Annotated in this window: 13 protein-coding genes and 1 pseudogene; 4 read left to right on the top strand and 10 right to left on the bottom strand. The window is 46.2% G+C overall.

Annotated features, from left to right (window positions below; genetic code table 11):
* Positions 1-345 (bottom strand): annotated as a pseudogene (locus tag JGK20_RS25180) (RNA-guided endonuclease TnpB family protein); the annotation flags it as partial.
* A 279-nt stretch (positions 346-624) separates the two neighbouring features.
* On the opposite strand from JGK20_RS25180, the gene JGK20_RS25175 reads away from it, so the two are divergent.
* Positions 625-3,300 carry a CHASE4 domain-containing protein gene (locus tag JGK20_RS25175; protein WP_293232532.1) on the top strand — a complete coding sequence of 892 codons (2,676 nt, stop codon included), beginning with the start codon at positions 625-627 and terminating at the stop codon, positions 3,298-3,300.
* Between the two features lie 147 nt (positions 3,301-3,447).
* Here the strand turns inward: JGK20_RS25175 and JGK20_RS25170 are convergent, their stop codons facing one another.
* The 9 genes from JGK20_RS25170 to thrS all read right to left on the bottom strand — a co-directional run bounded on the left by JGK20_RS25170 (position 3,448) and on the right by thrS (position 11,462).
* A complete protein-coding gene (locus JGK20_RS25170) occupies positions 3,448-4,092 on the bottom strand; it encodes a fasciclin domain-containing protein (RefSeq protein WP_293232530.1) in 645 nt (214 codons plus the stop codon).
* A gap of 169 nt (positions 4,093-4,261) precedes the next feature.
* Positions 4,262-5,044, bottom strand: a complete 783-nt coding sequence (locus JGK20_RS25165) for an MBL fold metallo-hydrolase (RefSeq protein ID WP_293191333.1) — start codon at positions 5,042-5,044, stop codon at positions 4,262-4,264.
* A 253-nt stretch (positions 5,045-5,297) separates the two neighbouring features.
* Positions 5,298-5,885: an aminodeoxychorismate/anthranilate synthase component II gene (locus JGK20_RS25160; RefSeq protein WP_293182829.1), complete on the bottom strand. Its 588-nt coding sequence runs from the start codon at positions 5,883-5,885 to the stop codon at positions 5,298-5,300.
* Positions 5,886-6,067: 182 nt separating this feature from the next.
* Complete coding sequence (locus JGK20_RS25155; protein WP_293182831.1) at positions 6,068-6,577, bottom strand: diacylglycerol kinase family protein; 510 nt, start codon at positions 6,575-6,577, stop codon at positions 6,068-6,070.
* Between the two features lie 161 nt (positions 6,578-6,738).
* Positions 6,739-7,263, bottom strand: a complete 525-nt coding sequence (ybeY, locus tag JGK20_RS25150) for an rRNA maturation RNase YbeY (protein WP_293182833.1) — start codon at positions 7,261-7,263, stop codon at positions 6,739-6,741.
* 207 nt (positions 7,264-7,470) lie between these two features.
* Positions 7,471-7,689, bottom strand: coding sequence for a DUF3285 domain-containing protein (locus JGK20_RS25145; protein WP_293148240.1), 219 nt, complete (start codon positions 7,687-7,689; stop codon positions 7,471-7,473).
* A 90-nt stretch (positions 7,690-7,779) separates the two neighbouring features.
* A complete protein-coding gene (locus tag JGK20_RS25140) occupies positions 7,780-8,577 on the bottom strand; it encodes a DUF4058 family protein (RefSeq protein ID WP_293232528.1) in 798 nt (265 codons plus the stop codon).
* A gap of 142 nt (positions 8,578-8,719) precedes the next feature.
* Positions 8,720-9,508: a DUF4058 family protein gene (locus tag JGK20_RS25135; RefSeq protein WP_293182839.1), complete on the bottom strand. Its 789-nt coding sequence runs from the start codon at positions 9,506-9,508 to the stop codon at positions 8,720-8,722.
* A 127-nt stretch (positions 9,509-9,635) separates the two neighbouring features.
* Positions 9,636-11,462, bottom strand: coding sequence for a threonine--tRNA ligase (gene thrS / locus JGK20_RS25130; protein WP_293182841.1), 1,827 nt, complete (start codon positions 11,460-11,462; stop codon positions 9,636-9,638).
* Positions 11,463-11,865: 403 nt separating this feature from the next.
* Between thrS and JGK20_RS25125 the strand changes: the two genes are divergently transcribed.
* From JGK20_RS25125 to JGK20_RS25115, 3 genes are all read left to right on the top strand, one after another.
* A complete protein-coding gene (locus tag JGK20_RS25125; protein WP_293182843.1) occupies positions 11,866-12,195 on the top strand; it encodes a DUF2605 domain-containing protein in 330 nt (109 codons plus the stop codon).
* A 605-nt stretch (positions 12,196-12,800) separates the two neighbouring features.
* Positions 12,801-13,112 carry a DUF2973 domain-containing protein gene (locus JGK20_RS25120; protein WP_293148252.1) on the top strand — a complete coding sequence of 104 codons (312 nt, stop codon included), beginning with the start codon at positions 12,801-12,803 and terminating at the stop codon, positions 13,110-13,112.
* A gap of 181 nt (positions 13,113-13,293) precedes the next feature.
* The coding region (locus tag JGK20_RS25115) for a DICT sensory domain-containing protein (protein ID WP_293232526.1) at positions 13,294-14,900 on the top strand (1,607 nt) is incomplete at its 3' end.

Below are 14,900 nucleotides of genomic sequence, written 5' to 3'. Positions count from 1 at the left end.
GATTTGCTTCCGAGTTTCTGAGAGTTTCCAGCCGCTGACTTTATACTCAACTGAGCGACTGTTTTTCTTGAAAGTCGGATAACCTTTCTTTCCGGGAACAGCTTTCTTGCAGTTGTCGTAGAACCGAGCAATGGCAGAATAAGCCCTTTCCACAGAGGCTTGGCAAGCACTAGAATTCAAGTCTTTGACAAAAGCAAACTCTTCTCTGAGCGCAGTGCTGTGACGGTACAAGTCTTTTTGCCCTACTCCTCGGTTGTCGATCCAAAAACGGATGCACTTATTCCGAACGAATTGAGCAGTTCTGACTGCTTCGTCTATTGCTGCGTACTGATTTAATTTGCCGATCGCCTTGAATTCTAGAACGAATCTAACACAAAGCCGTCCTAGAAGGACGGGGCTTTAAACCCAAGTTTTTGGTAAAGCGAAGCTAAAACCTATTTGTTCGGTACGAGTGCCTCAACCCAACCTAATTTCTAAGAGGCTTTTCCCGTTTGGCGAAAATCTTGTTTAACAAAAACCCAGGTCTCATCCCCATGCCTGAAGTTAGCGGATGTTAGTTGTATACTCCTTAACAAGGCAGCAGTAGAGTGCGTCACACAAGAAACTGGAAATATCCGAGAAAATGTGAGGCTACGGGGCACCCTACAATACTCCCTCTCGGGAGACTGGTGCAGCGCCAGCAGCCAGGATTCAGGAAACAGCAGTAAAATTGCTCCTGAGTTGAGAATTTCAGACGGACATCACACACTCGGCAAGATGAAACTGCGTCGGAAAACACTATCAATAGTTGGCATTACCATCGCTGGACTGACTGGCATTCTCTATGCAGCCTCCTCCAGCATCCTTTTGGGCAGCCTTGTCAAAGCAGAGGAACAAGAAGCCACACAGGTTGTCAAGGGAGTGCTCAGCGTCTTCGGGCAAACCGCAGACGACTTCAACTCGCGCTTTGCTGACTGGTCTGCGTGGGATGACACCTACACTTTTATCCAAAACCGCAACTCAGAATTCATTGCCTCGAATTTAGTTCCAGAAGGGCTGAATAATTTGAGAGTTCATCTAGCCATATTTGTCAATACTTCTGGCAAAATAGTTTACGGTACGGGTTTAGACAGCGACAAGATGAAACTAACGCCTGTTCCAGAAGCATTAAAAGAGCATATTTCTCTCAACGACCCGCTGTTGCAGCACCCCAACGCCAAAAGCAGCCTCGCTGGTGTCCTGCTGCTGCCCTCAGGGCCGATACTGATTACTTCCCGGCCAATTCTCACTACAAAAAGCACCGGCCCGATTCGGGGCACGCTGGTATTCGGGCGCAATTTCGATGCTGCGGGCATTGAGAAGCTTTCTAAAATTACTCGGTTGCCGCTGATTGTACACAGCGTTAATGAAGCTCATTTACCGGCTGACTTTCTGAAAGCGCGACACAAACTGTCGGGAAAAAAACCGATTTTTGTGCGTCCTGTCAGCGAAGATTTGATGGCGGGTTATGCTTTGATCCGGGATATTTACGATCGACCGGCGCTACTTCTACGGGTGGATATGCCCAGAGAAATCTACCGCCAAGGTCAAACCAGTTTAATGTACCTGCTGGTGTCTGTAGGGTTAGCGGGAATAGGATTTATCGGCTGCACTCTGCTGCTGATTGAGCGTTTGGTGCTGTCTCGGTTGAGCAGTTTGGCGAAAGCAGTTAACCGCGTCAGCAGCAGCCAAGACCTCTCGGTGCGACTGCCGGTCACGGGCGCAGACGAGTTGGCCGACCTTGCCCATACTATCAATGGAATGCTCGGGACGATCGCGATCGCCGAAAGCGAACAACTTGAGGAAAAAGCCCGCTACCAAGCCGTAGTCGAGCAAGCTACAGACTGCATTTTCCTGTGGGACGCTCAAACCAAACGCATTTTAGAAGCCAATACAGCCTTTAGAAACTTGCTCGATTACAGTCTTGATGCAATTTCGCAACTGAGTGTTTACGATATCGTCGCCTATTCCAAAGACCTAGTTGACCGAAATATCCTGTTCCTGCTAAGAGAGAAACAACTCAGAATTGGCGAAGTTCTCTACCGCCGCCGAGACGGTTCCTGCGTGGATGTGGAAGTAAGCGCCAGCCTGATTTCCTACGGCGGCCGCGAGATTATTTGCACTGTTATCCGCGACATTACCGAGCGCAAGCAAGCCGAAGCCGAACTCCGAGCCTCGGAAGAACGCTACAGACTTTTGTTTAAAAACAACCCCCATCCGATGTGGGTTTACGACTTAGAAACTCTGGAATTTATAGCCGTCAATCACGCTGCTGTAGAGCACTACGGGTACACTCGCCACGAATTTCTCAACATGACCGTTGCGGATATTCGTCCGCGCCAAAAACTGTCCAGATTGCTAGAAGATATATCCCAAGTAGATGCCGGAATTGATTTTGGGGGTGTGTGGCAGCACCAGACAAAAAACGGCACAATTATTGATGTAGAAATTACTTCTTATACCCTGATATTTGACAGCAGAAATGCTGAATTAGTGCTGGCTCACGACGTAACCGACCGCTTGCAAGCCGAGGCAGAACTTTATAAGGCAAAAGAAGCAGCAGAAGCAGCTAATTTCGCGAAAAGTCAGTTTTTGGCTAACATGAGCCACGAACTGCGAACTCCTCTGAATGCGATTATCGGTTACAGCGAGATTCTGCAAGAAGATGCTTTAGATATTGGCGAAGAAGACTTTGTGTCGGATTTGGAAAGAATTCACAATGCAGGCAACCATTTACTCGGATTGATTAATGATATTCTGGATTTGTCGAAGATTGAAGCAGGTCACGGGGAACTTGAATTAGAAACTTTTGACGTATTCGAGACAATTAAAGATGTAGTAAAAACTGTTGAGCCGTTATTTTTCCGAAACAACAATCGCCTGAATGTTGAATGCGATCCTAATATTGGCCAATTGCATTCCGATAAAACTAAGTTAACTCAAATTTTATTTAATTTGCTCAGCAATGCAGCGAAGTTTACTCAGCAAGGGATTGTTACACTCAGCGTTAAAAAAAATCAAAATGACGAGAATAGTTGGGATGTTGAAGAGTTAATTTTTAATTGTACTGATACGGGAATTGGGATGACTCCGGAACAGCTAGAAAAGTTATTTCAACCTTTTACGCAAGCTGATGCTTCGACTACCCGCAAGTACGGAGGTACGGGTTTGGGTTTGGCTATAGCGCAGAAATACTCTGAGATGCTGGGGGGAGAAATTACTGTTAATAGCGAGTTAGGCAAGGGGTCAACTTTTACTCTCATGTTGCCGACACTATTGTAATCTATCCCAATACGTTTGGATTACTGTGATATTAATAAATAAAGGTACGTTGTTGGGGTTGAGCCTCCTTTATACCTGTAGATCAAAGAGGGCTTAAGCCCAACAACGTACCTAATTTGAAATCATTTGAGACCCAAAATGCTCGTCCTACTTCGCATCAGCAGGGATCAAAACTTTGTCAATTACGTGAATAACGCCATTGCTAGCTTTGATGTCAGCTTTCACAACATTAGCGCCGCTAACAGTAACTTTGCCTGGGGCAACTACCACCTTCAGCGAGCCGCCTTCCACACTTTTAACATCGCCGGATTTGAGGCTGGTAGATAAAACTGAACCAGAAACAACGTGGTAAGTCAAAACCTTAACAAGTTTGGCTTTATTTGCTGGTTTGAGCAAATCATCCAAAGTTGCTTTTGGCACAGCAGCAAATGCCGCGTCTGTCGGTGCAAAAACAGTGAAAGGGCCTTTTCCTTGGAGGGTTTTAACTAAATCTGCGGCTGTCAAGGCTTTAGTCAATGTCTTAAATTGAGCGTCGCCAGATGCAATAGCGACAATATCCTTAGTAGCGGCTGTTGGTGCTGGTGAAGTGGTTGATTTCGGTGAGGCTGTTGGTGCTGGTGAAGCAGCAATTTTCACATTTCCTGCAACTTGTTGAGTTGGTGTTGTATTGCTAACAGTTGTGCTGGAGTTGATGTGAGCCCAAGCGGGGAAACCAATCAACGCACTAGCGCCGATTACTCCTGCGAAACCTGTGAGTTGTTTCATCCAGCTAGGTAAATTTTGATTTTTCATTGGGCTTGCTTTTCCTTATGACAATAAAACAGTGAACGTGAATTGTTATGTTAGCCAAATTTCCGCAAAAGGTAAGGTTGCCAAAGGCACTCGGTAGAGATAAAATGAGCTGGGATTGTCGATCGACTAAAACTCTCTTACTATAGCGCAAGCTCAGGTAAAAAGAAGCTCAACCGCTAAATCTGTAACTCAAAACCTCAATCACCGAACCTGTTTGCGGTAAGTCAGCAGATTTGACCGAAATCGTGTCGTTATTCGATCGGCGTATCGATGTACCATCCATTAGGCCCAAGAATTCATCTAGCGATACTAAATCGCACGCAGCAGCATCGGCGGCTTGGGTTTTGAAGTGTGTGGGAATCACCATTTTCGGTTTGAGCAGTTGCACAGTTTGCTTCGCTTCCGCCGGAGTGTAAGCTTTCGGCCCTCCGCCCACGGGAATTAGCAAAATATCCGGCCGCCCGATTAAGATTTGTTCTTCAATGCCGATCGGGCCAGCGACTCCGCCCAAGTGTAAAATCTTAACACCGGCTTGCTGCCAGAGCCAAGCCACATTCACCCCAAACCGCCTTCCTCCCTCACGGTCTTTCTGCGTCCGAATCCCTTGAATCCTGAGCCCGTTAGACCTATAAGTGCCCGGTTCGTACAAAAGGCCGGGATTGCCCGAAAATCCGTCTACCGCCCCTTCATCAAGCAATCTGCTGCTAATCAGAATCAAATCTGTGGGGACTTTAGGAGAACGATAGCCTGCCGTACAGCCCAGGGGGCGAAAAGGATTCACCAGCACCCTCGCACCGCCACCGGCAAACAAGAAGCAAGTGTGCCCTAACCACTGAACCGACAAAGAACCAGCAGTTTGAGCTTGATAGCTTTCCCATCCAGATGGCAAACCAGTGAAGAAAGCCGCTAGCAAACCCGTCTGTGCGTAACTTATTAATTGTCGCCGTTTCATCTTTTTGGTTGCGGTTATCGGGTGTTGGTCGTTTGTTGTTATATCACAAAATGCCGCCAGGTGCGAAATGTGCGATCGAGTTTTCCCGTAAGGTTCCCATTGCCTACTCTACAAATCCAGAAAAACTCAACTCTCAACATAAGCAAATCCACTTGATTAAACGTAAAATACGGCTCGCATTCAAGCTGAGTGTGTATGTATGTCTTTCTCCCTTCTTCCTTCTTCCTTCTTCCTTCTTCCTTCTTCCTTCTTCTTAAAGCCGTTCCAAAAAATTCCGCAATAATTGCTTTCCCGAAGTAGTCAAAATACTTTCCGGATGAAACTGTACGCCTTCAATGTGTGGATATTCCCGATGACGCACGCCCATAATCGTGCCATCTTCCACCCAAGCCGTAACTTCCAAAACTTCTGGACAACTCTCTTTTTCAATTACCAAACTGTGATAGCGAGTTGCAATCATCGGCGATTCTACACCTACAAAAACTCCGACTCCTGCGTGTTCTACCTGAGAAGTTTTGCCGTGCATCAATATCGGTGCGGAAACAATTTTGCCACCGAATACTTGACCAATACTTTGATGTCCGAGACACACGCCTAAAATTGGTAGAGTCGGCCCCAATTCTTCGATCAATTTCAGAGAAATCCCCGCATCTTCCGGCCGCCCTGGGCCTGGAGAAATTACTACTGCTGCGGGTTGCAATCGGCGAATATCTTCTAAATAAATTTGATCGTTGCGGTAGACTTGGACTTCTTTTGCTACGGGCAACTCAGCACCGAGTTCTCCTAGATACTGTACCAAATTGTATGTAAAACTGTCGTAGTTATCGATGACTATAATCACGGGTTAAATTGGATTTTAGGTTTTAGATTTTAGATTTTAGATTGACTCGCTGCCTGAATGCAAGAGTTGGAATATTTTAGATAGATGCCCAAGATTAAAATAGCTCCAATATGTAGGAATAAAACCAAAAATCTCAAGTTGGTCATCTAAAACCTAAAATTTAGCTTGCCCAATCAAGTTTACTAACGGACGATCGCAATTTGAACAACTACCCATAACGGAGGAAGCAGCAGTGCAGCAGCGACAATCGCCGCAGCCATTGCGGATACCAGAACGGCTCCGGCAGCGCAGTCTTTGGCAATTTTGGCGAGTTCGTGGTAAGATTGCCCGACGGTTAAGTCTACCACTGATTCGATCGCCGTGTTCAACAATTCCATTGCTAAAACTATACCAATTGTGACGCCGATCACTGATATTTCTACAGGTTTGAGGTGCAAAAATAGTCCGAGTCCGATCGCCAAAGTTCCTATAACAGTGTGAATCCGAAAATTGCGCTGAGTTTCAAAAGCATAGGTTAGCCCACCCCAAGCATACCGAAAACTCGTAGCTAAACTAGATGCGATTTTCCAGGAAAGCTCTCGCTTGTATTTCAAGGCTTTTTTCGGCTCGTGGACTGTAGGCATGGCAGAATCTGGAGGCACGATCGCAAACGGTGGGATGTTTGATGAAATTGACGGTTGATCTAGTGGCATAAACAACCAACTTTAAGTTACAGAGATTAACGAAAGCTAGACTTTGAAAATTTCCTTCATCAAGTCTAGTTAACTTTCCTAAGTTTTTACTAAAGTTTTGGTATGATTTCAGAAAGTTATGTTTGGGTTGACATGATTGGTTAAGTCACCATCAACGTCAGTTATGCTGTTTGGATCTCAAGTCCGATCGCCCGCAGCAGTGTTTCTTGTCGATCGAGCATTTGAGTCAGACTTTCCTCATCCGGGTGATCCCAGCCCAAAAGATGCAAAAAACCGTGGGATGCGAGCCAAGCTAGTTCAGTCTTTAGGGAATGTCCTTGCTGCTGGGCTTGTCGCTTCGCTGTGTCGATCGAGATGATGATATCACCCAAGTATAGGGGTTCGGATGACTGCATTTCCTCTCTTTGAGGACAGTCTACCTCTAATGCGGCGAAAGCTAGTACATCGGTCGATCGATCTTGTTGGCGGTACTGGGCGTTGAGGGCTTGGATATCGGCATCGGCGGTTAAACGCAGACTGACTTCGTAGCCGGGGGCTTCTGGCACATCTGCTTGCTGGTTTTCTAGCCAAACGCTAAACCAATTTTCCCAGGTTTGGGCGGCAATCTCCCCGCTGGGTTGATTCTCCGGGAGGTTGTCAGCGTCGGCGAACCCATAACAGTCTTCGACGTTCACCTCAATTATCATTTTTTGGTTCTTTTGTCAAGGGATGTATTGAATTTTTTGATAAGTGAAAATTGGGCGGGCTAATCGACTTTTTGCTTTTAGCAGGAAGATTACAATAATCTGTTCAAGATTGCAATGGGTCGATCGCACGATCGGATCGAACCCCCCGGTATTTAACCCGCTTTCTAGTGCGTGAGTGTCTGTATCGACGCGGTTTCAATCGGTATTCTAAGAGTTGAAATAGCGATCGAGAAAAGCCAAACCGACGAGTACGCCCAAAAGTCCAGCCGCCGTCAAAGCAAAATGAAACAGAGAAGTCGCCCGCTTGCGAACCATATTCCGCATGGCTAGCTTGACATAACTCGGTGGAGGTGCATTGTTTGTCGGGGCGATCGGGGTTTCGGGGGCGGATTCTTCGGAGGTTGTTGGCGAGGGAGGTTGAGTCATAGCGGTTATTTTAGAAGGTTAACACCAGAGGCTGCGGAGGACAGACTCGCCACGATGTTAACAAATTTGTAACGTTTTGTGTAGATTTTTTTAGCTTTCGGATGGCAGGAGGCTGGTTTCGCGCAGCAGAGAATCGGCCCAAACAGCATCGGATTCTGAAAGTGCAGGGACTAACTGGGCCGTATAATCGAGGGTAATGTCATAGGCGGCGCGATCGTACACTGTATTCAACAGCGCCTGTAAATCTACCATTGGTTCCACATCGCCTGCGCGCAAAGGCAACGGAAAACAAGGGATCGCATCTGGTAGATTAAATAAGTATAAATCGGCGATCGGTCTTTCATTGCTCCGACTCACCAAAATTCTATAACTCGCTGCATTGTCATTGTCAAAAACCGGGAGAGGTTCCCAACCCCGCAACAAGTCAATCTCCACAAAATTAGTCCGACTTCCCAACACCTTATCCCGCTTTTTCTCATACATTTCACGCCCTTTTCCAGATGGTTTATTAGCGTGTAAAAGCACCTCAATTACTGTCACAACTTCCTTGGTCGCCATATCTATCACCTCCAAATATCCTTGTTTCACCTCCTCATACATCGCTAATCTTACTTTCAAAGGTTCAGTAGTTCGTGTGGCGACAGCTACATTAGATGTACTTGAATTTCTAGGAATCGGATTGTGCTGGATCGAAACATCAGGAATCCCAACTAACAGCGATTGTTCTCCCTTAATTTCATAAATTCGCTTTTCAATAGCCACTCGATACCTCGGCACCAGTTGGGGAACTAATGACTCTTGAAGCATACTAATCAGCGAATGATGAACTTCTGGCCAAAAGTCAGGGCTTTCTAAATAAGGATTCATCCCTGGAAATGGATTAGGCATTGATTTAACTCCTGTTGATTGACTTACTTAGGACTTATGCAGGGGTGGCTAGAAACCGGGTTTTTCCTTTGAATATCGATACACCATCCAGAAATTGCGAAAAACCCGGTTTCTTTGATTTTAATGCGAACTACCACTGTTATCAACCTCTCACTCCCATCTCCCGCAACCAAGCATCAGCCCAAACAGCATCCGGTTCGGCAAGCGGCGGCACGGGTTCGGCGGTATAATCGATTCTAAAATCATAGGCGGCGCGATCGTACACTATATTCAACAACGCCTGCAAATCTACGATCGGCTCAACATCACCTGCACGCAAAGGCAACGGAAAACAAGGAATTGTATCGGGTAAATTGAAAAGATACAAATCCCCCAAAGGCTTTTGATTTGCCCGACTCACCAAAATTCGATAACTTGCCTCAATCTCATTGCCAAAAACTGGTAGAGGTTGGTAACTTCGCAGCAAGTCAATCTCTACCAGATGACTGCAACTACCAAACACCTTTTCTCGCTTTTTTTCGTACATTTCGCGCCCTTTACCAGGACGTTTGTTGGCGGGTGACAGCACTTCAATTACCGTGACTACCTGTTTAGTTTCTATTTCGACTACCTGTAAATAAGTTTCTTTTAATTCCAGCGGTAAAGGTATTGTTACCTTCAAAGATTTGGCGGGTGGAGCGGCGACAGCAACATTAGAATCACTCTCGGTTCTTCGAGTCGGTGTCTGCTGTATTGTGACATCGGGAATGCCAATTAGTAAAGCATCTTCGCCACTGATTTGATAAATTCTTTGTTCGATATCTACTAAATATTTAGGCAGTAGTTGCGGAGTTAACCAATCGGCTATTGCCACTATCAACCTATTATGAACAGAACTCCAAAAGCCAGGACTTTCTAAATAAGGATTCATCCCCGGAAATGGATTAGCCATTGATTTAACTCCTGTTAACTTACCTAATTCTACTATTTTAGCTAATGAATTATAAAAACGCAGACAATATCAAGCTATCATCTGCGTTAATCTGCGTTAATCCGCCGACCTCTGCGGTTAAACTCCCCTAAAAATTCCCGTAATTACTAATAGCAGACTGCAACCTTGCGATCGCCTCATCAACCGAAATCGCCCCCAACTCCCCAGAAGCACGAGTCCGAATATTCAAACTATTCGCCTCAACCTCCTTAGCACCCACAACACACATCACCGGAATTTTATCCTTCTCAGCATTGCGAATCAACTTACCCAAACGTTCGCTACTCTCAACTTCCGCGCGAATATTCAGCGCCTTCATCCTCGCCTCCACTTCCTTAGCAAACGGCAAAAACTCCTCGCTGACAGGCAACAACCGCACCTGAATCGGCGCTAACCATATCGGAAAATCCCCCGCATACTGTTCGATCAAAATCCCGATCAAACGCTCCAAAGAACCAAAAGGAGCGCGGTGAATCATCACCGGACGCTGGCGAGTGCCGTCTTCAGCAACGTATTGCAAATCAAAACGTTCTGGCAAATTGTAATCTACCTGAACAGTTCCTAATTGCCATTCTCTATCCAACACATCTTGGAAAATAAAATCGAGTTTCGGCCCGTAAAAAGCCGCCTCCCCAATTCCCTCAAAATAATTCATTCCCAAAGTTTCCACCGCGCGGCGGATGGCACCTTGCGCTTTTTCCCAAGCTTCATCGGAACCGATGTATTTATCTAAATTTTCTGGATCGCGGAAACTCAAACGCGCCTTAAAGTTTTTCAGTTGCAGACTCTTGAATACTGACAGAATTAAATCGACCACACTCAAGAATTCAGCATCCAACTGTTCCGGCGTGACAAACAAGTGGGAATCATCAACCGTAAAGCCGCGCACTCTGGTTAAACCGCCCAATTCTCCCGATTGTTCGTAGCGGTAAACTGTGCCAAATTCTGCTAAGCGCATCGGCAATTCCCGATAGGAACGCAGTTCGCTTTTGTAAATTTGAATGTGAAACGGACAGTTCATTGGTTTCATTACAAAACCCTGTTCGTTTGCCGCCGCTTCTGCATTTTCTGCCATTAGCGGAAACATATCTTCTTTGTATTTCTGCCAATGTCCAGAGATTTTGAATAAATCGACTCTGGCGATGTGGGGAGTCACAACTTGTAGATAGCCACGTTTGATTTGTTCTTGTTTCAAGAAGTCTTCTAAAATACTTCTCAAAATAGTGCCTTTGGGCGTCCACAAAGGCAAGCCTGGGCCGACTGGATCGGCAAAAATAAACAAGCCTAATTCTTTGCCGAGTTTGCGGTGATCTCGCCTTAGGGCTTCTGCTTTGCGGTGTTTGTAGGCTTCCAATTGTTCGGGAGTTTCCCAAGCTGTGCCGTAAATTCGCTGCAATTGAGCTTTGGTTTCGTCGCCGCGCCAATATGCTCCTGCTAGGCTTTCGAGCTCGATCGCCCTTCCATTGATTTCACTGGTATTATCCAAATGGGGCCCAGCGCACAAATCCCACCATTCGTCACCCAAATGGTAAAGAGTAATCGGTTCGATCAAACCTGCCAAAATTTCTAATTTGTAAGGTTCGTCGATCTCCTTGATGCGCCGTTCCGCTTCCTCGCGGCTGACTTCTTCCCGAATTACAGGCAATTTGCGGTTAATGATTTTGATCATTTCTTTTTTGATTGCCTTGAGATCCTTTTCGGTAAAAGGTTCTGGACAATCAAAATCGTAATAAAAACCATTTTCAATCCAAGGGCCGATTGTGACTTGGGCCTTGGGAAATAATTTCTGTACCGCCATCGCCATAACGTGGGATGTGGTGTGGCGAATTTTTTTTAGTTGTTCCGACTCACTCGTGCGGAGCAACTCTATCTTAACGGACTCTTCTGGAGCGTTCATGGATTCTGAGCTAGACATCGGCTGAATTATCAATTAATTTAGTTGCACTTGCTTCTATATTACTCAGGTTGGGACAGCAAGCGCCGACTTCCGGCTGGGGAACTGTTACAGGAGTGCTAACTAACCGTAGGGTGCGTCAGCGGGGCAAAGTCTTTAGTCTGGGGTAGTTACATTCAGCCCGCTGACGCACCCTACAATAATTTAATTTTTAGGTACGTAGTTGCGCTTGGGCGCTCTTTCTTTGATATATGAAAGAGCGCCCAAGCGCAACTACGTACCTTATACCTTTAATGTGACAGTTGCGTCCAGGACTGACTCACCTGCTAATTTTTGTGAAATTATTGAATTTTTGTTAAAAAAAATGTTACAGTTTGTAAAGTACATTTAAGGTTAGAATAGATAAATAACCCAATTTTAATCAATGCTTAACTCCAATTTGCCAGAATCAGAATTGCTCAAATCCCTACTGGAACCGCTGTTAGAGGATTTTAAATACTGGTTCGAGCGATCGGCTACTCTCTTAGAAACTGAGGAAATTCATTTTCTGAGCGGCGACGATCAATCCGACTTGCTGGCGCGAGTCAAACAGGCTCAGCAAGAAGTAGGCGCGGCTAAAGCTCTATTTCAAGCAACCGGAGGGCAAGTTGCAATTGAAACCGCAGCACTCATGCCGTGGCATAGACTGCTCGCCGAATGCTGGCAAGTATCGGCGCGCTTTCGGAAAGAGCAGTCAGCTCGCCCTGGAAAATAAAAAGGCAAGTTCAAGTTCAACCCGCAGTCAAATTCCCAACCTTGGGAAATGTCGCGTCCACTTGACAAGCTCAAACAGATTTCCAGTTAATAAGTTATCAGAAAATAGGGTTTAAAACCCCGTCGTTTTAGGAAGTTTTTATTTCCAAAAAGTTCTAAAAGTTTCCCAAATAGTACCCTATACTACAAATAGATACAGGTAGAATAACCGCTAGCACAAATGGATAACCAAACCCAAAACGACTGGCTAGGAAACAATAATGTCTCGTGGGTGGCGAAAACCACAAAAACATAGCTAGGGTAGCCATCGTGCACCCATACCAGAAAACTCAAAATCTTAGTAGTTAGATGTACCGTAGGGCATACGGAAACAAAGGGAATAATCCCTTAACGCTTGGGGAGACAAGCCCTCTGGGACTATTCAAATTAGGCTCGAAGCTTCGTTCAATTGGACGGGTTTTTGGTTTAAATATTGCCGAAGGGATGAATAGTTTAAAGGTATGTCAGTGAACCAAGAATCCCCGCGTTTACGCCCGGGAGTGTCAATACTTGCTGAAACACTTTTGTAAATTGCTGTGTGGCTATCAGAGCCCGGAGGAGAAAATAATGTTACACCTGCTTTATATTTTAGCTTTCACCGTTCTTGCCTTTTTGGCCGTCAGTAACTTAATCCGCAGTCTAGTCACCGTAGGTATGGAGTCCCAGCGCCCCCAACAATTCAGGGCAAATAATCGCTACGCATCCTATCCTCGCTCTCAAGCCGTGCCCCATCCAGAACTGTTAGACGAATACGGAAATATTGTTAACGAACCGCTATTAGTGATGCGTTCGCTGACTGTCCAAGACGCGCGCGAACAATTAGATGCTCTTTACAAATCATCTCCCGGCGGCAGTGACGAAGGCGGCGAGCTAGCCTGATTCGATCGCGTTCCCAGCATTTATACTTACGGGCGATCGCCCTAAAAAAATAATTGGCCGTTAGTTTCTCGCTAACGGCCAATTTGTAGTTAGTTTTGAGAGATACTTAAAAGGGATCGATCTCAACTGATTGTCGATCGCTCCTGTTTTGTCATCGGCAAAAATGCACGTTTAAGGCTAGATGATCGTCCCAATTTCGCTACTGGCAGAACTTCTGCAAGCTTTGCCCCAACTCCGGGCACAAATTTATTTCAAATCTTCCATGACAGCGCTGTCTCACGCGATGGAAGACTTGGTTTTGGCGGGTTCCGACGACGAACCCCTAGTGATTGCCAGCTTTCAGCGAGAGCGCTTCTACCGCCAAGAAGCTCACCGCTACCGGCGCATTGCCGATCGATCCTCTCAGGTATACGTGCTGGCTGCACCGGAAACTGAGTTTAAAAATTCCTCGGAATGTCACGAAAATGTGGCGTTTGCAGCGGAAGATGCCTTAAGTAAAGAGTGGCACTTAGTGGTGGTTGGGCAACATTACTCAACTTGTCTGATTTGTCAAGAAAAAATTGTGCCGATCGACAACCAAGACGAGCGCAGCCCGCTGTTGATGGATCAAGCTCGCCGATTTGAAGGAATTTGGACGTTCGACAGAGAGGTAAGCTGCAAAGCTGCCGAATTGTTGCTCGATAAAATTGTCAAATATCGCCCCGAATTGGCCGAAAAGATCGATCGAGCGCGCACAACTTACAATCTGGGCAAAAAACCCAAAAAAACGCGGAAATCCGCCGCAGACAAAGCGGCAAAACCAGCGAAAAGTGCGTCAAAAAACTCAAGAATTCCCAATCCCAAATTGAGCGACGCTTTTGCCGAACGCTTAGTCACCTACTTGCAATCAGGTCAGCACAAACTTCTGAAAGCATACAGCGCGATCGCCGCCCAAGAACGCAAAGAACGCCTGATCAACTTAATTACAACGGCAATGCGGCAGTCTCTCAACCCGCAAGAAATCGTCGAAGTCGCAGTCTCTGAACTGGGAACAGCCCTGTCAGCAAGCCGCTGTTTGATTTATCGGTGCAAAGCAGCAGATGCGGCGGTCAAAATCGATCGCGAATTTTTGCGTGCCGGCGCTACTTCTGTGCTAAACGAGACTTGGCCGTTGCAGGAAAATCCCATATTTCGGGACGCGGTAGCGCGACAAGAGCGAGTTTACATCCAAGAGACAGCACAACACCCGCAGATTGTCAATACAAAATCCCTGGGCGAAATTGTCAAAAATTGGCAGATTGTCTCTTGGTTAATAGTGCCGGTGCTTTATCAAGGGCGGGTTTTGGGCATGGTGGAAATGCACCAATGCCGATCGACTTCGCCTTGGGAAGAAGACGAAATTGCTCTCGTAGAGGCGATCGCCACCCAACTCGGAGCAGCCTTAATTCAAGCCGAAACCTACGCTCACTTAGAAGAACTCAACCAACAATTAGAAGCATTAGACCGCACTCGCAGCAATCTAATTGCCATCACAGGCCACGAACTCCGCACCCCACTTTCTACCATTCAAGTGTGTCTAGAAAGTTTGAACTCCGAGCCAGATATGCCCCAAGAATTGCGGCAAATCATGTTAGAAACAGCCCTCGGAGATGCCGATCGAATGCGGAAACTCGTCCAGGATTTCTTAACACTTTCTCACTTAGAAAGCGGGCGAGTTAAATGGAATGTAGAATCGCTGACGCTGCAAGAATGCGTTGACTTGGCCCTCAGCAGCGTGCGATCGCGCGGCGGAGTCGATCGACAGTTACC

This window comes from Microcoleus sp. PH2017_05_CCC_O_A, from assembly GCF_020738785.1.
Classification (GTDB): domain Bacteria; phylum Cyanobacteriota; class Cyanobacteriia; order Cyanobacteriales; family Microcoleaceae; genus Microcoleus.
Note: the sequence above shows the minus strand (reverse complement) of the source record. Positions and strands in the feature narration are given on the sequence as shown.

Bases quoted from the DNA above. Each gene is read 5' to 3' on its own strand.
- JGK20_RS25170 (WP_293232530.1), bottom strand. From the start codon at position 4,092: ATGAAAAATCAAAATTTACCTAGCTGGATGAAACAACTCACAGGTTTC.
- JGK20_RS25165 (WP_293191333.1), bottom strand. From the start codon at position 5,044: ATGAAACGGCGACAATTAATAAGTTACGCACAGACGGGTTTGCTAGCG.
- JGK20_RS25155 (WP_293182831.1), bottom strand. From the start codon at position 6,577: ATGCCACTAGATCAACCGTCAATTTCATCAAACATCCCACCGTTTGCG.
- ybeY (WP_293182833.1), bottom strand. From the start codon at position 7,263: ATGATAATTGAGGTGAACGTCGAAGACTGTTATGGGTTCGCCGACGCT.
- JGK20_RS25145 (WP_293148240.1), bottom strand. From the start codon at position 7,689: ATGACTCAACCTCCCTCGCCAACAACCTCCGAAGAATCCGCCCCCGAA.
- JGK20_RS25140 (WP_293232528.1), bottom strand. From the start codon at position 8,577: ATGCCTAATCCATTTCCAGGGATGAATCCTTATTTAGAAAGCCCTGAC.
- JGK20_RS25135 (WP_293182839.1), bottom strand. From the start codon at position 9,508: ATGGCTAATCCATTTCCGGGGATGAATCCTTATTTAGAAAGTCCTGGC.
- thrS (WP_293182841.1), bottom strand. From the start codon at position 11,462: ATGTCTAGCTCAGAATCCATGAACGCTCCAGAAGAGTCCGTTAAGATA.
- JGK20_RS25125 (WP_293182843.1), top strand. From the start codon at position 11,866: ATGCTTAACTCCAATTTGCCAGAATCAGAATTGCTCAAATCCCTACTG.
- JGK20_RS25120 (WP_293148252.1), top strand. From the start codon at position 12,801: ATGTTACACCTGCTTTATATTTTAGCTTTCACCGTTCTTGCCTTTTTG.